The following is a 20,459-nucleotide window of genomic DNA, read 5'->3' on the forward strand; positions in this document are numbered from 1 at the left end:
CGGGGGCTGTGTCCACTGTGGACACGGGCCCCCGCCGTTCTCGTAACTCAGGACCGACCTATTACACTCGGTGGTAACACCCCGAGCGAAGGAGTGCTACGTGGCTGAGATGTCCGTGGAGCTGGTGGCCGTCGAGCGCCGTCTCTGGTCGGGTACCGCCACTTTCGTGGTGGCCCAGACCACCGAGGGCGAGATCGGCATCATGGCCGGCCACGAACCCGTGCTCGGGCAGCTCGTCGAAGGTGGCGTCGTCAAGGTGACGACGACCGACGGTGAGACGGTCTGCGCGGCCGTGCACGGCGGGTTCCTGTCGGTCACCGCCACCGGGGTGAGCATCCTCGCCGAGAGCGCCGAACTGTCCGACGAGATCGACGTCGACGCGGCGAAGGCGGCCTTGAACGCCGACGACGAGACCGAGCGGACGAGGGCCACGGCCCAGCTCCGCGCGGCAGGTCAGTCGGCCTGAGCGCGAGACGGGCAGGAGCCGGGCCGTGAAGATCACCGTGGTGGTAGTCGGGCTCCTGATCGTGCTCGCCGTGCTGGCCGCCTGGTACGGCCAGCGGTGGATCCGGATGCGCCGCGGCGGGGGCGTGAGCGTCGCGCTGCGGTGGCGTCCGGACGCCGCGCGGTCCAGCTGGCACCTGGGGCTCGGCCGCTACGAGGGCGACGAGTTCGTCTGGTACCGCGTGTGGAGCCTGCGGACCGGTCCGGACCGCGTCTTCCAGCGCGAAAGCATGCAGATCGCCGACCGGCGCGACCCGTCCGGGAGCGAGGCCTACGCCGTTCCCGAGGGCTCGACGGTGCTGCGCTGCGAGTCGGAGACCCAGGAAGCGATCGAGATCGCCATGGGCCCGGGAGCGCTCACCGGGTTCCTCTCCTGGCTCGAATCCGCCCCGCCCGGGCGACGTCTTCCCCGGGCTTCCTGACTGTCTCAAACTGGGACAGCCGCGGCCGCCTTTTTGGCCTACGGTTGAGCGCATGATCCTCATCGTGGTCAAATTCCCGGTCAAGCCGGAGCACGCCGAAGCCTGGCCGGAAATCGTCGCCGACTACACCGCGAACACCCGCGCCGAGGACGGCAACCGGTTCTTCGAATGGTCGCGGAGCCTCGAGGACCCGAACACGTACGTGCTGGTCGAGGGCTTCGAAGGCCAGGACGCCGCCGTCGCGCACGTCGGCTCCGACCACTTCAAGTGGGCGGTCGCGAACCTGGGTGCCTACATCAGCGACAACCCGCGGATCATCAACGTCCAGGACGCCTCCGACTGGGGCCCGATGGCCGAGATCCAGCCCCACTAAACTGGGGTTCGTGACCCTCGTCGAGATCCCCGGCTCCAAATCCGTCACCGCCCGCGGCCTGTTCCTGGCCGCCGCCGCGCACGGCACCACGACCCTCGGCCGTCCGCTGCACTCGGACGACACCGAGGGCTTCGCCGAGGGGCTCGTCAAGCTCGGTTACCGCGTGGACCGGCAGCCCGGCGCGTGGACCATCGAGGGCCGGCCCGCGGGCCCGGGCGTCGCTTCCGCCGACGTCTTCTGCCGCGACGGCGCCACGACGGCCCGATTCCTGCCCGCCCTGGCCGCGGCCGGCGCCGGGACGTTCCACTTCGACGCGTCCGACCAGATGCGCCGCCGCCCGCTCGGGCCGCTGACCGACGCGCTGCAGGAGCTCGGCGTCGACCTCACCTTCGAGGGCGAGCCGGGCCACCACCCGCTGACGGTCCGCGCGAACGGCGTCAAGGGCGGTTCGCTGACCCTCGACGCGGGGCTGTCCTCGCAGTTCCTGACGGCGTTGCTGCTGCTCGGGCCGCTGACCGCGGAGGGCCTGCGGATCACGGTGACCGACCTGGTGTCGGTGCCCTACGTCGAGATCACGCTTTCGATGATGCGGCAGTTCGGCGTGGACGTCCGACGCGAAGGCCAGACGTTCGTCGTCCCGCCGACGCCGTACCAGGCCTGCGACTACCCGGTGGAGCCCGACGCGTCGACGTCGAGCTACTTCCTGGCCGCGGCGGCGGTCACCGGCCGCACGGTGACCATCCCGGGCCTCGGCTCGTCCGCGCTGCAGGGCGACCTGCGTTTCGTGGACGTCCTGGAGCAGATGGGCGCGCACGTCGAGCTGACTCCCGATTCGGTCACGGTGGCCGGCCCGTCGGACGGCCTGCGCGGCGTCACGGTGAACATGCGCGACATCTCGGACACCGTCCCGACCCTGGCGGCGATCGCCCCGTTCGCGTCCGGGCCGGTGCGCATCGAGGACGTCTACAACACGCGCATCAAGGAGTGCGACCGCCTGGACGCGTGTGAGGAGAACCTGCGCGCGCTGGGCATCGAGGTGGAGACGGGCCGCGACTGGATCGAGATCCAGCCGGGCACGCCGGTCGGCGCGCAGATCAAGTGCCGCCGCGACCACCGGATCGCGATGGCGTTCAGCATCACGGGCCTGCACACGGACGGCATCACCCTGGACGACCCGGACTGCGTGAAGAAGACCTTCCCGGGCTTCCACCAGGCGCTGGCGACGCTGCGGGAGGGTTGGGGGATCTGACGGGCGAGTTCGACGAGCTGCCGGAGCTCGAGCGCTTTCGGGCGGCGCGCGAGCACGGCTGACGCTCGTGGCTGCCGAAGCGGGCTATCCGTGCCCCTGCTGCGGGCACCTGGCGTTCGGGGAGCCACCGGGCTCCTACGGGATCTGCGGCGTGTGCTTCTGGGAGGACGATCCGGTTCAGCTGCGGTGCGATCGAGCCCAGGTTCCTCGGTCTCGTGCGCGTGGCCGCCCGTCCGGACCCAGGGAGGCGGGGTGGTGTCCCGTCGACCTCGCCGTCGACGACTTCGAGGCGCCGCGGAAACTCCCTGGCCCAGCGACTCCACGACGCTGTACCGGTGGCGGCCGACCCTGAGCTAAGGCTGCCCGCCCGGCTGCCACAGCACGTCACCGTCCGGGTTCGCCAGCCGGGAGAGGATGAACAGCAGGTCCGAGAGCCGGTTCAGGTATTTGAGCGCGATCGGGTTCGTCGTCTCCGGCTCGGCCTCGTACAGCGCCCACGCCGAACGCTCCGCGCGCCGGGACACCGTGCGGGCCTGGTGCAGGAACGCCGCTCCCGGCGTCCCGCCCGGCAGGATGAACGACGTCAGCTTCGGCAGGCGCTCGTTGAACTCGTCACACCAGCCTTCGAGCCGCTCGACGTACTTCTCCGTGATCCGCAGCGGCGGGTACGGCGGGTACGGCGGGTCGTCGGAGATCGGCAGGCACAGGTCGGCGCCGACGTCGAAGAGATCGTTCTGCACCGTACGCAGCACGTCCGCCACTTCGTCCGGCAAACCACCCATCGCGATCGCCAGGCCCAGCACCGAGTTCGTCTCGTCGGTGTCCGCGTACGCGCCCAGCCGGGCGGACGTCTTGGGCACGCGGGACCCGTCGCCGAGCGCGGTCGTGCCGTTGTCGCCGACCTTCGTGTAGACGCGGTTGATGCGAACGACCATGAACCCACCATAGCGGCCCCCGCCCGGGCCGAATCCGGGCGAGAGGGCATGATTGGCGGCCATGAGCGAGCACTTCGACGTGCATGGCGGAGCCCGGCTGGTCGGCGAGGTCGACGTGGTCGGCGCCAAGAACAGCGTGCTGAAGCTGATGGCCGCGGCCCTCCTCGCGGAAGGCACCACGACCATCACGAACTGCCCGCAGATCCTGGACGTCCCGCTGATGGGCGACGTGCTGCGGAGCGTCGGCTGCGAGGTCGTCATCGAGGGCGACACCGCCACGATCACGACGCCGGCCGAGCTGTCGCACCGCGCGGACTCGGCGGCGATGGGCAAGCTGCGCGCGTCCGTCTGCGTGCTGGGGCCGCTGGTCGGCCGGCTGAAGCAGGCCGTCGTGGCCCTGCCGGGCGGTGACGCGATCGGCTCGCGCCCGCTGGACATGCACCAGAACGGCCTGCGCAAGCTGGGCGCGACGAGCACGATCGAGCACGGCTGCGTCGTCGCGAAGGCCGAGACGCTGGTCGGCGCGCAGATCTGGCTCGACTTCCCGAGCGTCGGCGCGACCGAGAACATCCTGATGGCGGCCGTGCTGGCCGAGGGCACCACGGTCATCGACAACTGCGCGCGCGAGCCCGAAATCGCCGACATCTGCACGATGCTGGTCGAGATGGGCGCGAAGATCGAAGGCGCGGGCACGTCGACGCTCACGGTCCACGGCGTCGAGAAGCTGCACCCGACCGAGCACCGCGTGATCGGCGACCGGATCGTCGGCGCGACCTGGGCGTTCGCCGCCTCGATGACCCGCGGCGACATCACCGTCCGCGGCGTCAACCCGCACCACCTCGACCTGGTGCTGAACAAGCTGGAACTCGCCGGCGCCGAGGTCGAGACGTTCGACGACAAGGGCTTCCGGGTGATCCAGCCGGAGCGCCCGAAGGCGGTCGATTGGGTGACGCTGCCGTACCCCGGCTTCGCGACCGACCTGCAGCCCTTCGCGGTGGCGCTGTCGGCGGTGTCCGAGGGCACGTCGATGATCACGGAGAACGTCTACGAGGCGCGCTTCCGGTTCATCGAGGAGATGGTCCGCCTGTCCGGCGACGCCCGCACGGACGGCCACCACGCGGTGGTCCGCGGCGTCCCGCAGCTGTCGAGCGCCCCGGTCTGGGCCTCCGACATTCGCGCGGGCGCCGGCCTGGTGCTGGCCGGCCTGTGCGCGGACGGCGTCACGGAGGTCTGGGACGTCTTCCACATCGACCGCGGCTACCCGCACTTCGTGGAGAACCTGAACCGGCTGGGCGCGAACATCGAGCGGGTGAGCGGCGAGCCCGGGCGGGCCTGAGCCTGGAACAGGTATCGTAACCTTCTGTAAACCGCGGACAGGGGGTTGCGATGACGGCGCTGCCCGACTGGATGGTGCTCCCCCCCGAAGGCCTTTCGGTCGAAGGGTACGAAGCGCTGCCCGAGGAAGTCTGCCGTGTCATCGAGATCGTCGACGGAGCGATTGTCGTGAACCCGGCCCCGCGCCGCCCGCACCAGAAGATCATCCGGCGGATGTCCTACGCGCTCGAGGAGGCGTGCGGAGCCGAACTGGCGGTGGAGTTCGACGTCGATCTCCGCCTGCGGGACGTGCCGCTGCTCAACCGCCGTCCCGACCTGGTGGTCTACGACGCGTCGCTCGACACCGACGAGGTATTGCGGCCGGAGCACTGCTCGCTGGTGATCGAAGTGATGTCACCCGGCTCGATCACCGCGGACCAGACGGACAAGCCCGCGGAGTACGCCGCCGCCGGGATCCCGCACTTCTGGCGCGTGGAGAACGAGACCGACGACGTCCGCGGGCTCACGGTCTTCTGCTACCGGCTCGACCCGACGACCCGGGTGTATACGTCTTCCGGCGCGCACAAGCGCAAGCTGGCGGTCTCGGATCCGTTCGACTTCGCGATGGATCTGGCCGACCTGCTCTGACTCACACCTCCCGGGCCCCCAGCGCGCGCAGGGCGTACGCCACCAGGCGGTCCACGTAGTCCGGCTCCGCCTCGGCCAGCCGGACCACCAGCCGCCAGTAGATCGGTGCCGCGAGGGCGTCCAGCGCCATCTCCATGTCCAAGTTCGCGGGCAGCTCGCCGCGGGTGATCGCGCGGCGCAGCATCGCTTCGCCGACCTCGCGGCGCGGACCGCCGATGGCCTCGCGCAAGCCGCGGCCGTGCTCCGGGGTGCGGGCGTCCTCCGCGACCAGGTCCGGCAGGATCCGCGAGAACAGCGGGTGCGTGAGCCAGTCGATCAGCGCCTGCATCGTCTCGCGCAGGTCTCCGCGCAGCGAGCCGGTGTCGACCTCCGCCGCGCGGGTCACGCTGAACTCCGTCACCACGGAGGCGATCATGTGCTCCTTCGACGCCCACCGCCGGTACAGCGCGCTCTTGCTGACACCGGCGCGTTTCGCGACGGCCTCCATCGACAGCCGCCCGTAGCCCTGCTCGGCGAGTTCCCACATGACGGCTTCGCTGATGGCCTGCGTGACCTCGGGCTGGAGGACCGCGGCGCCGGTCGGGGTGCGTGCCATGGCGGCAGTGTAGCGGGTGGACGGGACGGTACCGTCCCGTCTACTCTTGCGTCGGGACGGTACCGTATCGTCCGCACGTAAGGAGGCTGCGATGCGCGACTTCGTAGACCACGCGCTCGAGCTGCTGCTGAAGCACGACATGGCCGGGTTCGCCAGGCTCTGGGCCGAGGACGGCGTCCTCGAATTCCCGTTCGCCGCTCCGGGCTACCCGGCGCGCGTCGAGGGCCGCGAGGCCATCCGCGAGTACCTGCGCGACTACCCGAACCTCCTGGACATCCGGGAGGTCACGGCGAAGACCGTGCACGAGACCACCGACCCGGCCGTGGTCGTCGCCGAGTTCACCGTCGCCGGCGTCGTCGTCGCGACGCAGCGGCCGTACGAGCTGTCCTACATCGCCGTGATCACCGTCGAGAACGGCGAGATCCGCCGGTACCGCGACTACTGGAGCCCGCAGGCGGCGGCGGAGCTGCTCGGCGGTACCGACGCGCTGACCGAGGCCTTCGCCGGCGGCGACCGTGGCTGACGTCCTGGTCGTCGGCGGCACCGGCACCACCGGCCGGCGAGTCGTCGCGGGCCTGCGCGCGACCGGCGCCGAGGCGCGCGCGGCGACCCGCAAGCCCGGCGAGCCCGGTCAGGTCCGGTTCGACTGGGCCGACCGCGCCACCCACGCCGAGGCCCTGCGCGGCGCCTCTGCCGTCTACCTCGTCGCGCCGATCGGCGAAGCCGCTCCCGCGGGCCTGGTGGCGCCGTTCGTGGCGGACGCGCTCGACGCCGGGGTCCGCCGGATCGTGCTGCTGAGCTCGTCCGCGGTCACCGACGACACGCCCGGCCTCGGCGAGCTGCCGCGGCTGGTGCGGACGGTGCCGGAGTGGGCCGTGCTGCGCCCGTCGTGGTTCATGCAGAACTTCACCGGTGAGCACCTGGTCGCGCAGGGCGTGCGGGACGGCGAGATCGTCACCGCCACCGGTGACGGCCGGGTCGCGTTCGTCGACGCCGGCGACATCGCGGCGGTCGCCGTCCGCGCGCTGACCGACGCCGAACCGCACAACACCGAACACGTGCTGACCGGTCCTGGTGCTTTGAGCTATTCCGAAGCCGCATCGATCATCGCCGCGCGGACCGGCCGCGCGGTGCGCCACCGCCCGGTCGGCACGGCCGAATACGCGGCCCGCCTGACCGCGTCCGGCATCCCCGCCGAGTTCGCGCGCGTGCTCGCCGCGCTCGACGAAGACATCCGGCGCGGCACCGAAGACCGCGTCACGCCCGTCGTCGAGCAGGTCACCGGGCGGGCCGCCCGGTCGTTCGAAACCTTCGTGGAGGAAGAGATCCGATGAAGCAGCTCATGTTCGAAGAAGACGTCCAGTTCTGGTTCGAGACCTTGCGCCTGTTCGGCCACGCGGCCTACGGCGGCTCGGACTTCGGCGAGGTCCTCGCGGCGGCGGCGACGGTGAAGCCGGGCGACTACGACAGCTGGCACGACGCCTACCGCGGCCTGGCCGATCGCCTGTACGCCGAAGCGGCCGACGCGAGCCCGGTGACCGCGCGCGACCTGCTGCTGCGCGCGTCGACGTACTACTTCTCGGCGGAGTTCTTCCTGCACGGCGACCCGGCGGACCCGCGCATCGCGGCGGCCTACGACCGCAGCGTCGAGTGCTTCCGGCGGGCCGCTGTCGCCGAACCGGTCGAAATCCCGTACGAGGGCACGGTTTTGCGCGGCTACTTCTACCGCGCGCCGGGCGCCGGCCCGAAGCCGGTGCTGCTGATCCACAGCGGCTTCGACGGGAGCGCCGAGGAGTGTCACTACCTGGGCGCGGCGGGCGGCGCCGAGCGCGGCTACCACGTGCTGACGTTCGACGGTCCGGGGCAGCCGAGCGCGATCCGGCACGACGACCTGGTGTTCCGGCCGGACTGGGAGCACGTCGTCACGCCGGTGGTGGACTTCGTGCTCGGCCTCGAGGGCGTCGACCCGGACCGCGTCGCGCTGCTCGGCATCAGCCTCGGCGGCATGCTGGCCCCGCGCGCGGCGGCGTTCGAAAGCCGGCTGGCGGCGCTCGTCGCGGTGGACGGCGTGTACGACGCGGGCGCGGCGGTGGCCGGGTTCCTGCCGTGGGACCGCGCGGAGATCGTCCGCCGGGCGAACGCGGAGGAGGACCCGGAGTTCGACGCGCTGCTGGCAGCGGGCCGCGAGGCGAGCCCGACCCTGCGCTGGGCGTGCGACCACGGCCGCTACGTCCTGGGCGCGGCGACCGACCGCGAGTTCGTCGCGAAGTACCTGGAGTACACGCTGGAGAACGGCATCGCGGAGCAGATCACGTGCCCGACGCTGGTTTGCGAAGCAGCGGACGACCTGTTCTTCGGCGGCGACCAGGAGACCGAACCCCGGCGGCTGTACGCGCACCTGAACGCGCCGAAGACGCTGCTGACGTTCACGGCGGAGGAGGGCGCGGACGCGCACTGCCACGTCGGCGCCCAGCGCCTCGCGACCGGCCGCGTCTACGACTGGCTGGACCGGACGCTTTGATCGCCGCTCCGAAGCCGACGAGTGCGGTGCCGGTGACGCCGTCGAGGGTGCGGCGTCACCGGAGCAACGCGCGGACGCGGTGGACTCCGGCGACGATGACGAGCTGCGAGAGCGTCGCGAGCACGCCCACGGTTCCGGCGAGGAGCAGAGACTTGGTGATCGTCGAGCCAAGGGTCAGGAACTGCGGCAGCACCGACAGCGAGAAGACGAAAACCTTCGGGTTGGGGCGGTTGCACAGAAACCCCGCACGCCACTGCCGCCGGGTTTGGTGCGGTCCAGCGCTGTAGTCCCCGCGCTGGGCTGCGAGCAGGGTCTCGCCCGCAGATCTCGGCCGGGCTTTTGCGGCCCACCCCGGCCGCCACCGCCCCGACAGCAGCCCCCGCCCTCCTCCGGCAGGGTTCCGGCAAAGTCGTGTCGTTGTAGGCAGGCACGGCTCTCGGTGGTGATCATGTGGTTGTCGAGACCCATGATCTGTGAGAGAGCCGTGCCTGCTGTTGCATCTTCTCCCATCCCGGCTGTGTTGACCCGACTGGCCTGCGCCGACCTCGATCACGTAGCTGACCTGCGCGACTACCTAGCCCTCGTCCCTGATCCACGGAAGCGGCGCGGGGTGCGGCATTCGCTGGCATCGGTCCTGGCGCTGGCCGCGGCCGCAGTAGCAGCGGGTGCCGGGTCGTTCGCCGCGATCGGGGAATGGGCCGCCGATGCACCACAACGGGTACTGGCCCGCCTCGGCGCCCGGTTCGATCCCCGCCGTGACCGGCACATCGCCCCGGACGAGGCAACCGTGCGGCGGGTGCTCTCCGGCATCGACGGCGACCGCCTCGACGCCGCGATCAGCGGCTGGATCACCACCACTGCAGACGCCCCACCGGCGATCGCGGTGGACGGCAAATCCCTGCGCGGCACCTTCGCCCGCACCGGCGGCGCAGGAGTCCACCTGCTCTCCGCACTGACCCACCAGAACGGAACCGTGCTGGCCCAGCAGCAAGTCACCCCCGGGACCAGCGAGATCACTTGGATGCAGCCCCTGCTGGACACCCTCGACCTCACCGGTGTCGTGGTGACCGCCGATGCCCTGCACACCACCCGCAGCCTCGCCCGCTACCTGGATCAGCGCGGCGCGGACTACGTGTTCACCGTCAAAGCAAACCAGCACCGTCTCCACACCCGGCTGCGGGCACTGCCCTGGCCACAAGCCACCCACCACACCAGCACCGAAACCGGGCACGGACGCCTCGAACAACGCACCATCGAAACGATGCCCGCCCCCGACGACCTCGGCTTCCCCGCCACCACCCAGGTCTTCCAGATCACCGGCTACCGCACCGACCGCACCACCAGAACCCGCGAAACCCACACCGGCTACGGCATCACCAGCCTGCCCACCGGCACCGGCCCCGCCAACATCGCCGGCCACCTGCGCCGACACTGGGAAATCGAGAACCGGCTGCACTGGGTCCGCGACACCACCTACAACGAAGACGCATCCCAAGTCCGCACCGGCACCGGACCCCGATCGATGGCCTCCCTGCGCAACCTCGCCATCAGCGCCCTACGCACCGCAGGACACACCAGCATCGCCGCAGCCCTCCGCCACATGGCCCGAAACACCACCCGACCACTCGCACTCTACGGAATCCCCACATGACCAGCACAAACGACTTTGCCGGAACCCTGCCCTCCTCCGGGGGGCGTGCCCTGGTCCAGTTTACCGGCGGCGGCGGACAAAACCGGCCGGAAGGCCGTGGGGTGGCCTGCTTGTCCACAGCGGTCTCCGGTTGTGGACTACTCAGCGATCGGCACGTCCGGCCACCGGAACCCGGCCGCGTACGAACCGCCGGGGGGCGCGAAAGGCAGGTCAGGACTCCAGGGCGAGGGCCGCGCCGAAGCCCAAAAGGGCCGTGCCCGTCACGCCGTCCATCGCGCGGCGGACGCGGCGGCGCTGCAGCCAGCCGCGCACCCGGTGCACGAAGAACAGCAGCAGCACCTGCCACACCAGTCCCAGCGCCGCCACCGTGTACGCCAGCAGCAGGGAATCGCCGAACGTCGACGTCGGGCTCAGGAACTGCGGGAGCACCGACAGGTACAGCACGATCACCTTGGGGTTGGTGATGTTGGAAAGGAAACCCTCCCGGAAGCGACGGCCGCGGGAGGCGCGGGCGCGGCGGACGTCGTCCAGGGCCGCGTAGTCGCCGCGCCAGGCGCCGCGCAGGGCCTGGATCCCCAGGAAGACCAGGTAGGCCGCGCCCAGCCACTTCACCGTTTCGAACACCGGCTGGGAGCGCGTCAGCACCGCGCCCAGGCCGAGGGCCGCCGCCGTGCCCTGGAGGAAGTTCGCGGCCGTGATGCCCGCGCACGCCCACGCGCCGCCGCGGGCGCCGCCCGTCAGTGCGTTCTTCAGCACGACCATCGTGTCCGGGCCGGGCATCATCGCCAGGAACGCCATCATCGCGGCGAACCCCGCGTACGTGCTCACGGACATCAGGACTCCAGTGCGAGAGCGGCGCCGAAGCCGAGCAGCGCGGTGCCGGTGACGCCGTCCAGCGTACGGCGCACCCGGCGGCGTTCGAGCCACGCGCGCACGCGGTGCACGAACACCAGCAGCACCAGCAGCCACGCCGCACCGAGCACGGCGACGGTGTAGGCCAGCGCCAGCGCGTCCCACGTCGTCGTGCGGCCGGGGTCGAGGAACTGCGGGAGCACCGACAGGTACAGCACCAGCACCTTCGGGTTGGTGATGTTGGAGAGGAACCCTTCGCGGAACCGCCGGAAGCCGCCGCCCTTGCGGCGCTGCGCCTGCGCGACGACTTCGTAGTTGCCGCGCCAGGCCCCGCGCAGCGCCTGGACGCCGAGGAAGACGAGGTAGGCCGCGCCGACCCACTTCAGCGCGAGGAACACCGGTTGCGAACGCGCGATGAGGACGCCGAGCCCGAGCGCCGCGGCACTGCCCTGCACGGCGTTGCCGGCGAAGATGCCGAGCGACGCGAGCAGCCCGCCGCGGAACCCGCCGGACAGCGCGTTCTTCAGCATCACCATCGTGTCGGGCCCCGGCGCGAGCACGATCAGGACCACGATGACCAGGTAAGACCCGTACACGCTCCACGTCACGGCCGCCACGCTAACCGACGGGAACGCCCCTGGTCTCGCGGATTTCGGTCACACCGTTCGCCGCGCAGCGACCAGCCGGGCACGGAGCGTGCGGGCTCGGCGGGAGGGGCCCGCGCAGAGTAGTGTTCTGCCATGTCAGCAGGGGAAATCGAGCTTCTGCCCGGTGAGCGCGTGCTCTGGGCGGGAGAGCCGGTCCAGCGCCCGCTCTACGTCGCCGCGGACGGGGTGATCGCCCCTGCCGGGCTCGTCGTCACCGCCGCCGCGCTCTGGTTCCTGCTCGCGCAGCGGCCGGCCGGCGCCACCGCGGTCGCGGCCGTGGTCGTCCTGGCCATCGGGCTGTACGCCGCGATCGGCCGCTCGCTCGTCCGCTACCTCGCGCTCGGGCGCACGACGTACGCGGTGACCGACAGCCGGATCATCGCGCGCTCGGGCCTGTTCCGGCAGAAGGAACGCGCCAGCGAACTGGCCGGCCTGGCGGCGCCGGTCCTCAAGCCCGGACCGTCGCGCACGGGCACGCTCACGTTCGGCACGCCCGGTGCGGTGACGCTGATCGGCGTCGGCGAGCCGAAGCGCGTGCGCGACCTGCTGGCCAAGGCCATCGACGAGGCCAAGGCCCGGCAGGCACCGCCGGAGCCGGACACCTCGGCCGCCTGAGGCGACCGGCCGCGTTCACCGCCATCTTCCCCCACGCCGACGGCGGGCCGCCCAAGCTCGCCGTGGTCGTCGACCGGGAAAGCGGGGGCGGCACGGTGACCTTCGAGGTGCCGGACGCCGAACGCGTCCGCGACCTGATCGCGCGGGCGCAGGGCGCGCACTGAGTCACCCGGACGTGTCGGATTCCACTGCCACCAAAAGTTACCGGTCGGTACACTCGACGAAACGTCCACCGCCGGAGGTGCCCAGTGCCGTACCCAACGGACCACGAGCGAGACCGACCGTGGGTGATGCGCACGTACGCGGGGCACTCGTCCGCGGCGGCGTCGAACGAGCTCTACCGGCGCAACCTCGCGAAGGGGCAGACCGGGCTCTCGGTGGCGTTCGACCTGCCGACCCAGACCGGCTACGACCCGGACCACCAGCTCTCCCGCGGTGAGGTCGGCAAGGTCGGCGTGCCGGTCTCGCACATCGGCGACATGCGGCGGCTCTTCGACGGCATCCCGCTCGCCGAGGCGAACACGTCGATGACGATCAACGCGCCGGCCATGTGGCTGCTCGCGTTGTACGTCTCCGTGGCGCGCGAGCAGGCCGAAGCCGAGGGGCGCGACGTCGACGAAGTCCTCGCGAAGCTCACCGGCACCACGCAGAACGACATCATCAAGGAATACCTCTCCCGCGGGACCTACATCTTCCCGCCGGGGCCGAGCCTGCGGCTGATCACCGACATGATCGCGTGGACCGTGCACCACGTGCCGAAGTGGAACCCGATCAACATCTGCAGCTACCACCTGCAGGAAGCCGGCGCGACGCCGACGCAGGAGGTCGCGTACGCGCTGTGCACCGCGATCGCCGTGCTCGACGCGGTCCGCGACTCCGGGCAGGTCGAGCAGGCCGACATGGCCAAGGTGGTCGCGCGGATCTCGTTCTTCGTCAACGCCGGCGTCCGGTTCGTCGAGGAGATGTCCAAGATGCGCGCGTTCACCGCGCTCTGGGACGAGATCACGCGGGACCGTTACGGCGTAACGGATCCGAAGGCGCGCCGCCTGCGCTACGGCGTCCAGGTCAACTCGCTCGGGCTCACCGAAGCCCAGCCGGAGAACAACGTCCAGCGGATCGTGCTGGAGATGCTCGCGGTGTCGCTGTCCCGCGGCGCGCGCGCCCGCGCGATCCAGCTGCCCGCCTGGAACGAGGCGCTCGGCCTGCCCCGGCCGTGGGACCAGCAGTGGGCGCTGCGGATGCAGCAGGTGCTCGCGTTCGAGACGGACCTGCTGGAGTACGAGGACATCTTCGACGGCTCGCACGTCATCCAGGCCAAGGTCGACGAGATCATGGCCGGCGCGCGCGAGGAGATCGCCCGCGTGCAGGACCTCGGGGGTGCGGTCGCCGCGGTCGAGAGCGGCTACATGAAGTCGCAGCTGGTCACCTCCCTCGCGGAATACCGGCGCGGGATGGAAAACGGCGAGCGGATCCTGGTCGGGGTCAACAAGTTCGCGACGACCGAGCCGTCGCCGCTGCAGGCCGAGGGCGCCAAGGCGATCGAGACGATCGACCCCGCCGTCGAAAAGGCCGCCGTCACCGCGATCGAAGAGTGGCGCACCGGGCGGGACAACGACGCCGTCGAGCGCTCGCTGGCCGCGCTGAAGGAACGCGCGCAGACGACGGAAAACCTCTTCGAGGCCACTGTGGACTGTGCGCGGGCCGGCGTGACCACCGGCGAGTGGTCCGGCGCGCTGCGCGAGGTGTTCGGCGAATACCGGGCGCCCACCGGCGTTTCCGCGGCCGCCGCGGGCAACGGCGATCCGGGGATCGAGCGGGTGCGCGAACGCGTCCGCGCCACCGAAGCCGAACTGGGCGAGCGGCTGCGGATCCTGGTCGGCAAGCCGGGCCTCGACGGGCACTCCAACGGCGCCGAGCAGGTCGCCGTCCGGGCGCGCGACGTCGGTTTCGAGGTCGTCTACCAGGGCATCCGGCTGACGCCCGAGCAGATCGTCGCGGCGGCGGTGCAGGAGGGCGTGCACGTCGTCGGGCTGTCCGTGCTGTCCGGCTCGCACCTGGAAGTCGTCCCGAACGTCGTCGACGGCCTGCGCGCCGCGGGCGCCGGTGACGTGCCGGTGATCGTCGGCGGGATCATCCCGCCGGACGACGCCGCGCTGCTCACCGAACGCGGCATCGCCCGGGTGTTCACGCCCAAGGACTACGAACTGACCGACATCATGGCGGGCATCGTCGACCTCGTGCGGGAGCGCAACGGGCTCAGCTGAGGTCCGCCAGGATGTCCTTTGTGGACTTGACGGTGGCGAACTGGTTCGCCAGGTTCGCCGCCGTCACGCGGTACAGCTCGTCGGCCGTCACCTCCGGGAGGTCGAAGGTGAACGTCGCGTCGAGCGCGAAAGTCACGTCGTAGCCGAGGTTCCCGCCCATCCGCGCGGTGGTTTCGCAGCAGAAGTTCGTCTGGATCCCGGCCAGGACGAAGCTGGTGATGCCGCGCTTGCGCAGCCACGCGTCGAGGTCGACGTCGCCGATGAAGGCCGAGTTGACCTTCTTGCCGAACACCAGGTCCGGCCGCGCGCCGTCGAGTTCGGGCTTGAAGTCGTTGCCGGGCCGGCCGGGCCGCAGCGGCGAGTCCGGTTTCGCCGAGTCGTGGTGCACGAGCACGACGGGCAGCCGCCGCTCCTGCCACGCGTCGAGCAGCGCCTTCATGTTCGCTTCGGCGCCGGGGTTGTTGCGCGGGCCCCAGAACGCCGCGTCGCCGAACCCGCGCTGGACGTCGATCAGGATGAGTGCCGTTTCGGTCATGTCGTCGAGTTTCGCCGGTCCGGCCGGCTCGGGGGAGTGGCAGAAGACGCGCGATGCGGTACTTTCCTGCCATGCGCACGATCGGCGTTCTGCTGCTGCCCGGTACCCGGATGTTCGACCTCGCGGTGGTCGGCGAGGTCTGGGGCCAGGACCGGACGGACAGCGGGATCGGCCCGTTCACCGTCCGGCTGTGCAGTCCGGGCCGGGCGCGGACCGCGGTGTCGCCGTTCGGTGACGTCGCGGCCACGCACGGTCTGGCCGGGCTCGACGGCTGCGACCTCGTGCTGGCCCCGGGCCGCGACGACCCGCTCGCCGCGGTGCTTCCGGCGGCGACGAGCGCGTTGCGGCGCGCGCACCGGGACGGGCGGACGGTCGCCGGGCTGTGCTCCGGCGCGTTCACCCTGGCCGCCGCGGGCCTGCTCGACGGCCGCCCGGCGACCACGCACTGGCGGGATCTCGACGCGTTGGCGCGGGTCGCGCCGCGGGCGGACCTCCAGCGGGACGTGCTCTACACCGACGACGGCGGTGTCCTGACGTCCGCGGGTGTGGTCGGCGGCCTCGACCTCTGCCTGTACCTGGTCCGGCGCGACCACGGCGCGGAGGTCGCCGCCGCGCTCGCCCGCCGCCTGGTGATGCCGCCCGCGCGGGAAGGCGGGCAGCGGCAGTACGTCGACACCCCGTTGCCCCCGGCTTCCCGGCCCGGCATGACGTCCACAATGGACTGGGCGCTGGCCCGGCTCGGCTCCGGGATCGGCGTGGACGACCTGGTCGGACACGCGCGAATGAGCGAACGGACGTTCCACCGCGAGTTCGCCGCGGCCACCGGAGTCACCCCGGGGCGCTGGCTGCGCGTGCAGCGGGTGCGGCTCGCGCAACGGCTGCTGGAGACGACGTCGCTGCCGGTCGAGCGGGTCGCCGAGCGGTCCGGACTGGGGACGGCGGCGAACCTGCGGCGGCGGATGCGCGCCGAAGTCGGCGTCGGCCCGGACAGCTACCGGCGCACGTTCCGACCGGTTACCGTCAAAGCATGACCGAGTACGAACACATCCTGGTCAAGCGCGACGGCGACACCGTCACGATCACGATGAACCGCGCGGCGCGGCGCAACTCGCTGTCCGCCGACCACCTGGCGGAGCTGCTCGCCGCGTTCCGCGAGGCGGGCACGTCCGACGCGACCGGCATCGTGCTGGCCGGCGCCGGCCCGGTGTTCTCCGCCGGCCACGACTTCGGCGACGTCGCCGCGCGTGACCTGATGGGCGTACGCGAGCTGCTCACGCTGTGCACGGACCTGATGAAGACGATGGAGTCCGTGCCGCAGGTGGTCATCGCGCGGGTGCACGGCCTGGCCACCGCGGCCGGCTGCCAGCTCGTGGCGTCCTGCGACCTCGCGATCGCCGCCGAATCGGCGGGCTTCGCGCTGCCCGGCGGCAAGGGCGGCTGGTTCTGCCACACGCCGGCGGTGCCGGTGGCGCGCTCGATCGGCCGCAAGCGCCTGATGGAGCTGGCGCTGACCGGTGACGTCATCGACGCGCTCACGGCGTTGGAGTGGGGCCTGGTCAACCGCGTCGTTCCCGACGAGCAGCTCGACGACGCCGTCGCGGAGCTGCTGGCACGGGCGACGCGCGGCAGCCGCGCGAGCAAGTCAATGGGCAAGGTCACGCTCTACGCCCAGCTCGACCGGCCCGAGGCCGATGCGTACGCGATCGCGCTGGAGGTCATGGCCTCGGCGTCGCAGCTGCCCGGCGCGCGCGAAGGCATGGCCGCGTTCCTGGAGAAGCGCAAACCCTCCTGGCCCGACTGAGCCCGAAACCGCACTTTCCTAGGGAAAGTGCGGTTTCTGGCGCCCGCACTCCGTACCATACGGTATGGTATGGCCATGGCAGGGAAACGTGACTGGCTGGACGCGGGGCTGGTGCTGCTGGCGGAGCAGGGCGCGCCGTCGGTGACGATCGAGCGGCTGACCGAGCGCCTCGGCCTGTCGAAGGGCTCGTTCTACCACCACTTCAAGGGCATGGGCGGCTTCCGCACGGCCCTGCTGGAGCACTTCGAAGCCGAACGCACGACCCGGTTCGTCGAGCAGGCCGAAGCGGCCGACGGCGATCGGCTGGGCGCGCTGCTGAAGCTCGTCCTCGCGCCGGGACCCGGGCCGGAGCTGGAGATCGCCGTCCGGGCGTGGGCCCTGCAGGACGCCGAAGCGCGGGCGGTCCAGGAGCGCGTCGACCGCACCCGCGTGACCTACCTGACCGAGATCAGCGGCGACGCCGATCTCGCGCAGGCGCTGTACCTGGTCGTCGTCGGCGCCGGGCAGGTCGTGCCCCCGCTGTCCGGCCGGCAGCTCAAGAGCGCGCTGGAACTCGTTCTGGGGAGACGGAAATGACCGAGCCTTACGTCGACGGCGCCGACTACGTCGAATTCAAGGAGATCGCGAGCGAGAACAGCCTGCGCGATTTCGTCGCGGGCGTGTTCGGCTGGTCGCCGTGGTGGGTGAAGGGGCTCTTCGGCGTCCGCTACCTGCTCGCCAAAGCCCTGCGGCTGGACACCGCCTCGGTGCCGCAGACCGGCCGGCTCCGGCCCGAAGACGTCGGGTTCGCACCCGGCGACCGGGTGGCGTTCTTCACCGTCCGGTCCGGTGATCCGGAGCGCTACCTGGTCGCGGGCGTCGACGACAGTCACCTGAGCGGGTACCTCACGGTCGAGGCGGTGCCGCGCGGGTTCCGGCTCGGCACGATCGTGCACTTCCACAACCGGGTCGGGCCGGCCTACTTCGCGGTGATCAAGCCGTTCCACCACCTGGTGATCCGCGGGATGCTCAAGGCCGGAGCCGCTCGTACAGCATGAGCTGGGCCCACGCGGCGATCGTCTGCGCGTCGGTGATTTCGCCGGCCAGGATCATCTTCTCGACGTCCGCGCGCGAGAACCACGCGCTGCGCATGTCCTGCTCTTCGTGCTCGCGCTCGGGTTCGCCCTCGGTGACGTCCGTGGCGAGGAACACCCAGCCGCGCTGGCTGCTCATGCCGGGGGCGACGTCGAGCTTGCCGAGCGAGACCATCGAACCGGCCCGCAGCCCGGTTTCCTCGCGCAGCTCGCGCGCGGCGAGCTCGGCGGCCGGCACCTCGGCCCGGTCGGGCGCGGTGCCCTGGGGGAACTCCCAGCGGCGCTCGCCGACCGGGTAGCGGAACTGTTCGACCAGCTGGAACCGGTCGCCGTCCTGCGGGATGACGAGCGCGTACGCGGGTTTGTCGATCACGCCGTAGATGCCCGGCGAGCCGTCCGGGCGGCGGATTTCGTCCTCCCGCACGGTCATCCAGTTGTTCCGGTACACCTCACGGGACGCGACACGCTGAATGGGGTCCACCCGACCAGTATCACCGACTCTGTCCTACCCTCCTCGGGTGCGTCTCGTGATCGCGCGGTGCCAGGTCGACTACGCCGGCCGGCTCACCGCCCACCTGCCGATGGCCACCCGCCTGCTGCTCGTGAAGTCCGACGGCTCGGTGTCGGTCCACTCCGACGACCGCGCGTACAAGCCGTTGAACTGGATGAGCCCACCCTGCTGGCTGATCGAGGACGGCAAGATCTGGATCGTCGAGAACAAGCAGGGCGAAAAGCTGGTGATCTCCATCGAGGAGGTCTTCCACGACTACACCCAGGCCCTCGGCGCGGAACCGGGCCTGCAGAAGGACGGCGTCGAGGCGCACCTGCAGGAGCTGCTGGCCGAGCACATCAAGACCCTCGGTGACGGCTACACCCTGGTCCGCCGCGAATTCCCGACGGCGATCGGCCCGGTCGACATCATGGCCCGCGACGCCGACGGCGGCTCGGTGGCGGTGGAGATCAAGCGCCGTGGCGAGATCGACGGCGTCGAGCAGCTGACGCGGTACCTGGAGCTGCTCAACCGCGACCCGCTGCTGGCCCCGGTGCAGGGCGTGTTCGCGGCCCAGATCATCAAGCCGCAGGCCCGCACGCTGGCGGAGGACCGCGGCATCCGGTGCCTGACCCTGGACTACGACGAGCTGCGCGGCATCGAGTCCGACGAGTTCAGGCTGTTCTGAGGTGCTGCCCGGCCGGTACGTCCACTACAAGGGCGGCGAGTACGAGGTGCTGGGCGTGGCCCGGCACAGCGAGACCGAGGAAGAGCTCGTGGTGTACCGCGCGCTGTACGGCGAGAGGGGGCTGTGGGTGCGCCCGAAGGCGATGTTCACCGAGACGGTGGAAACGGCCGACGGCGTCGTACCGCGGTTCCGGCACGTGGAGAGCTGACCCGGGTTTCACAGCAGTTCGACGGCGGCGCCGGCCTTCTCGAGTTCTTCGCGGGCCGCTTCGGCTTCGGGCTCCGGCACCTGCTCCAGCAGGATCGACGGGGTCCCGGTCACCAGTTCCTTGGCGTCGATCAAGCCGATTCCCCGCACGAGACGGCGGACCGCCCGGACGACCTCGACCTGGCGCGCGCCGGCGTCGAGCAGTGCGACGTCGAACCGTTCCCGGCCGTGCGGCGGACGGGATCGCGTGCGGTGACCGGAGCCGGGGTGTTCGCCGAGCTCGTTCAGCGCCGCGGCGAACTCCTCGGCCGCCGCGGCCCCGTCCGGGTGCTGCCGGAGGCTGACCGCCCGTTCGATCGTCCGCCCGGGCCCTTCGACGACGAGGTGGGCTTCGCTCTCGTAGCCCCTCTTCTTGACGGCCAGCGCCAGGAGCCCGAGCAACAGTGCTCGCGGCACGGTGACCCGGCTGTGTTCGGCGCTCCGGATCTCCACGCGCGCGGACAAGCCCGCCACCGGGTGGTGCAGCGCCCGGTCTCCGCTGCCCTCGACGACGGCGGTGCGGGTCAGCCGCAGGCCCGCGAAGGCCGCGATGACTCCCTCGTCGAGGTCCGCGCCCGCCGCTGTCGCGGAACGCATCACCTTCACGCCGATCGCTCCGGCGAAGATCGCGAGGAGGAGTACGACGACGGCCCACGGTGACATCCGGGCTCCCTTCGGCTGCGGTATGGCCACCGGGTCGTCGCGGGGCGCTCCGGCGTTACGGCGGGCGCGGTAATCGTTCTCCGCGCCGATACCGGATCGATGCCGGATTCCGGTATCTGATTCCGGCTCGTTTACTCCGCAAGGAAATCATTGACGTGGTCGGCCGCGGCGCTGTGACCAGGTCTTATTTCGGTCGATTCCTGCGCTGTTCGGGTGAGCTGCGGATCCTTTCCCGCGTGCCGGTGGGACACTCGTTTCGAGGGGTTCCGCCGGTGCGTTCCGGCGTGGCCGGAGGGTGGTGTGCTCGGCCGTCTTTCTTTGCCGTGCCTGCGTTTCAGTCCGCCTTCGAGCTCGTGTGCGCATGCCAGCCGGC

The 20,459-nt window shown here is 71.1% G+C and carries 27 protein-coding genes; 19 read left to right on the forward strand and 8 right to left on the reverse strand.

Annotated features, from left to right (window positions below; translation table 11 throughout):
- The first annotated feature begins 100 nt into the window (after positions 1-100).
- From MUY14_RS45325 to MUY14_RS45345, 5 genes are all read left to right on the forward strand, one after another.
- Positions 101-466, forward strand: a complete 366-nt coding sequence (locus MUY14_RS45325; protein ID WP_086865364.1) for a F0F1 ATP synthase subunit epsilon — start codon at positions 101-103, stop codon at positions 464-466.
- A 25-nt stretch (positions 467-491) separates the two neighbouring features.
- Positions 492-926, forward strand: a complete 435-nt coding sequence (locus tag MUY14_RS45330; RefSeq protein ID WP_125312947.1) for a DUF2550 domain-containing protein — start codon at positions 492-494, stop codon at positions 924-926.
- Between the two features lie 52 nt (positions 927-978).
- Positions 979-1,299 carry a putative quinol monooxygenase gene (locus MUY14_RS45335; protein WP_247019147.1) on the forward strand — a complete coding sequence of 107 codons (321 nt, stop codon included), beginning with the start codon at positions 979-981 and terminating at the stop codon, positions 1,297-1,299.
- Positions 1,300-1,309: 10 nt separating this feature from the next.
- Positions 1,310-2,548 carry a 3-phosphoshikimate 1-carboxyvinyltransferase gene (aroA, locus tag MUY14_RS45340; protein ID WP_247019149.1) on the forward strand — a complete coding sequence of 413 codons (1,239 nt, stop codon included), beginning with the start codon at positions 1,310-1,312 and terminating at the stop codon, positions 2,546-2,548.
- Between the two features lie 67 nt (positions 2,549-2,615).
- Complete coding sequence (locus tag MUY14_RS45345) at positions 2,616-2,900, forward strand: CPCC family cysteine-rich protein (protein WP_247019151.1); 285 nt, start codon at positions 2,616-2,618, stop codon at positions 2,898-2,900.
- 1 nt (position 2,901) lies between these two features.
- Here MUY14_RS45345 and MUY14_RS45350 read toward each other — a convergent pair whose 3' ends face one another.
- Positions 2,902-3,483 carry a cob(I)yrinic acid a,c-diamide adenosyltransferase gene (locus tag MUY14_RS45350; protein WP_247019153.1) on the reverse strand — a complete coding sequence of 194 codons (582 nt, stop codon included), beginning with the start codon at positions 3,481-3,483 and terminating at the stop codon, positions 2,902-2,904.
- A gap of 61 nt (positions 3,484-3,544) precedes the next feature.
- Between MUY14_RS45350 and murA the strand changes: the two genes are divergently transcribed.
- Both murA and MUY14_RS45360 read left to right on the forward strand, forming a co-directional pair.
- A complete protein-coding gene (murA, locus tag MUY14_RS45355; protein ID WP_247019154.1) occupies positions 3,545-4,819 on the forward strand; it encodes a UDP-N-acetylglucosamine 1-carboxyvinyltransferase in 1,275 nt (424 codons plus the stop codon).
- A gap of 50 nt (positions 4,820-4,869) precedes the next feature.
- The gene (locus MUY14_RS45360; protein WP_247019155.1) at positions 4,870-5,445 is read left to right on the forward strand and encodes a Uma2 family endonuclease; all 576 of its coding nucleotides are present in this window, start codon (positions 4,870-4,872) and stop codon (positions 5,443-5,445) included.
- 1 nt (position 5,446) lies between these two features.
- Here MUY14_RS45360 and MUY14_RS45365 read toward each other — a convergent pair whose 3' ends face one another.
- Positions 5,447-6,040, reverse strand: a complete 594-nt coding sequence (locus MUY14_RS45365) for a TetR/AcrR family transcriptional regulator (RefSeq protein WP_247019156.1) — start codon at positions 6,038-6,040, stop codon at positions 5,447-5,449.
- Positions 6,041-6,086: 46 nt separating this feature from the next.
- Between MUY14_RS45365 and MUY14_RS45370 the strand changes: the two genes are divergently transcribed.
- Genes MUY14_RS45370 through MUY14_RS45380 form a run of 3 tightly spaced genes read left to right on the forward strand, consistent with a single transcriptional unit; the run spans position 6,087 to position 8,561 of the window.
- Entirely contained in the window at positions 6,087-6,563 is a 477-nt protein-coding gene (locus MUY14_RS45370; protein WP_281506233.1) for a nuclear transport factor 2 family protein, read from the forward strand.
- Positions 6,556-7,374 carry an NmrA family NAD(P)-binding protein gene (locus tag MUY14_RS45375; RefSeq protein WP_247019159.1) on the forward strand — a complete coding sequence of 273 codons (819 nt, stop codon included), beginning with the start codon at positions 6,556-6,558 and terminating at the stop codon, positions 7,372-7,374. The genes MUY14_RS45370 and MUY14_RS45375 overlap by 8 nt, the downstream gene beginning before the upstream one ends.
- On the forward strand, positions 7,371-8,561 hold the full coding sequence (locus tag MUY14_RS45380) for a S9 family peptidase (protein WP_247019161.1): 1,191 nt from the start codon (positions 7,371-7,373) through the stop codon (positions 8,559-8,561). Before MUY14_RS45375 ends, MUY14_RS45380 begins: the two co-directional genes overlap by 4 nt.
- A gap of 55 nt (positions 8,562-8,616) precedes the next feature.
- Here MUY14_RS45380 and MUY14_RS45385 read toward each other — a convergent pair whose 3' ends face one another.
- Entirely contained in the window at positions 8,617-8,754 is a 138-nt protein-coding gene (locus MUY14_RS45385) for a hypothetical protein (RefSeq protein ID WP_247019163.1), read from the reverse strand.
- A 369-nt stretch (positions 8,755-9,123) separates the two neighbouring features.
- On the opposite strand from MUY14_RS45385, the gene MUY14_RS45390 reads away from it, so the two are divergent.
- A complete protein-coding gene (locus MUY14_RS45390; RefSeq protein ID WP_315863308.1) occupies positions 9,124-10,212 on the forward strand; it encodes an ISAs1 family transposase in 1,089 nt (362 codons plus the stop codon).
- A 210-nt stretch (positions 10,213-10,422) separates the two neighbouring features.
- Here MUY14_RS45390 and MUY14_RS45395 read toward each other — a convergent pair whose 3' ends face one another.
- Entirely contained in the window at positions 10,423-11,046 is a 624-nt protein-coding gene (locus MUY14_RS45395) for a LysE family translocator (protein WP_247019167.1), read from the reverse strand.
- Complete coding sequence (locus tag MUY14_RS45400) at positions 11,046-11,672, reverse strand: LysE family translocator (RefSeq protein WP_247019169.1); 627 nt, start codon at positions 11,670-11,672, stop codon at positions 11,046-11,048. The genes MUY14_RS45395 and MUY14_RS45400 overlap by 1 nt, the downstream gene beginning before the upstream one ends.
- Before the next feature lie 132 nt (positions 11,673-11,804).
- On the opposite strand from MUY14_RS45400, the gene MUY14_RS45405 reads away from it, so the two are divergent.
- Both MUY14_RS45405 and MUY14_RS45410 read left to right on the forward strand, forming a co-directional pair.
- Positions 11,805-12,326 carry a PH domain-containing protein gene (locus MUY14_RS45405; RefSeq protein WP_247019171.1) on the forward strand — a complete coding sequence of 174 codons (522 nt, stop codon included), beginning with the start codon at positions 11,805-11,807 and terminating at the stop codon, positions 12,324-12,326.
- Positions 12,327-12,574: 248 nt separating this feature from the next.
- Positions 12,575-14,590, forward strand: coding sequence for a protein meaA (locus MUY14_RS45410; RefSeq protein ID WP_281506234.1), 2,016 nt, complete (start codon positions 12,575-12,577; stop codon positions 14,588-14,590).
- Here the strand turns inward: MUY14_RS45410 and MUY14_RS45415 are convergent.
- A complete protein-coding gene (locus MUY14_RS45415; protein ID WP_247019173.1) occupies positions 14,583-15,125 on the reverse strand; it encodes a cysteine hydrolase family protein in 543 nt (180 codons plus the stop codon). The two genes, MUY14_RS45410 and MUY14_RS45415, sit on opposite strands and share 8 nt — an antisense overlap.
- A gap of 71 nt (positions 15,126-15,196) precedes the next feature.
- On the opposite strand from MUY14_RS45415, the gene MUY14_RS45420 reads away from it, so the two are divergent.
- The 4 genes from MUY14_RS45420 (at position 15,197) to MUY14_RS45435 (ending at position 17,963) form a co-directional block, all read left to right on the forward strand.
- Positions 15,197-16,156, forward strand: coding sequence for a GlxA family transcriptional regulator (locus MUY14_RS45420; RefSeq protein WP_247019174.1), 960 nt, complete (start codon positions 15,197-15,199; stop codon positions 16,154-16,156).
- Positions 16,153-16,926, forward strand: a complete 774-nt coding sequence (locus tag MUY14_RS45425; RefSeq protein ID WP_247019175.1) for an enoyl-CoA hydratase-related protein — start codon at positions 16,153-16,155, stop codon at positions 16,924-16,926. Before MUY14_RS45420 ends, MUY14_RS45425 begins: the two co-directional genes overlap by 4 nt.
- 75 nt (positions 16,927-17,001) lie before the next feature.
- The gene (locus MUY14_RS45430; RefSeq protein WP_247019176.1) at positions 17,002-17,502 is read left to right on the forward strand and encodes a TetR/AcrR family transcriptional regulator; all 501 of its coding nucleotides are present in this window, start codon (positions 17,002-17,004) and stop codon (positions 17,500-17,502) included.
- Entirely contained in the window at positions 17,499-17,963 is a 465-nt protein-coding gene (locus MUY14_RS45435; protein WP_247019177.1) for a DUF2867 domain-containing protein, read from the forward strand. Before MUY14_RS45430 ends, MUY14_RS45435 begins: the two co-directional genes overlap by 4 nt.
- On the opposite strand, the gene MUY14_RS45440 is transcribed toward MUY14_RS45435, so the two are convergent.
- A complete protein-coding gene (locus MUY14_RS45440) occupies positions 17,935-18,480 on the reverse strand; it encodes an NUDIX hydrolase (protein WP_247019179.1) in 546 nt (181 codons plus the stop codon). The genes MUY14_RS45435 and MUY14_RS45440 overlap by 29 nt on opposite strands.
- Positions 18,481-18,517: 37 nt before the next feature.
- Between MUY14_RS45440 and nucS the strand changes: the two genes are divergently transcribed.
- Together nucS and MUY14_RS45450 are read left to right on the forward strand one after the other, a co-directional pair.
- Positions 18,518-19,177, forward strand: a complete 660-nt coding sequence (nucS, locus tag MUY14_RS45445) for an endonuclease NucS (protein ID WP_247019181.1) — start codon at positions 18,518-18,520, stop codon at positions 19,175-19,177.
- Between the two features lies 1 nt (position 19,178).
- Positions 19,179-19,385 carry a DUF1653 domain-containing protein gene (locus MUY14_RS45450; protein WP_247019183.1) on the forward strand — a complete coding sequence of 69 codons (207 nt, stop codon included), beginning with the start codon at positions 19,179-19,181 and terminating at the stop codon, positions 19,383-19,385.
- An 8-nt stretch (positions 19,386-19,393) separates the two neighbouring features.
- Here the strand turns inward: MUY14_RS45450 and MUY14_RS45455 are convergent, their stop codons facing one another.
- The gene (locus MUY14_RS45455) at positions 19,394-20,086 is read right to left on the reverse strand and encodes a ribosomal protein L7/L12 (RefSeq protein ID WP_247019185.1); all 693 of its coding nucleotides are present in this window, start codon (positions 20,084-20,086) and stop codon (positions 19,394-19,396) included.
- Between the last annotated feature and the right edge of the window lie 373 nt (positions 20,087-20,459).

The sequence above is a fragment of the Amycolatopsis sp. FBCC-B4732 genome, assembly GCF_023008405.1.
Classification (GTDB): domain Bacteria; phylum Actinomycetota; class Actinomycetes; order Mycobacteriales; family Pseudonocardiaceae; genus Amycolatopsis; species Amycolatopsis pretoriensis_A.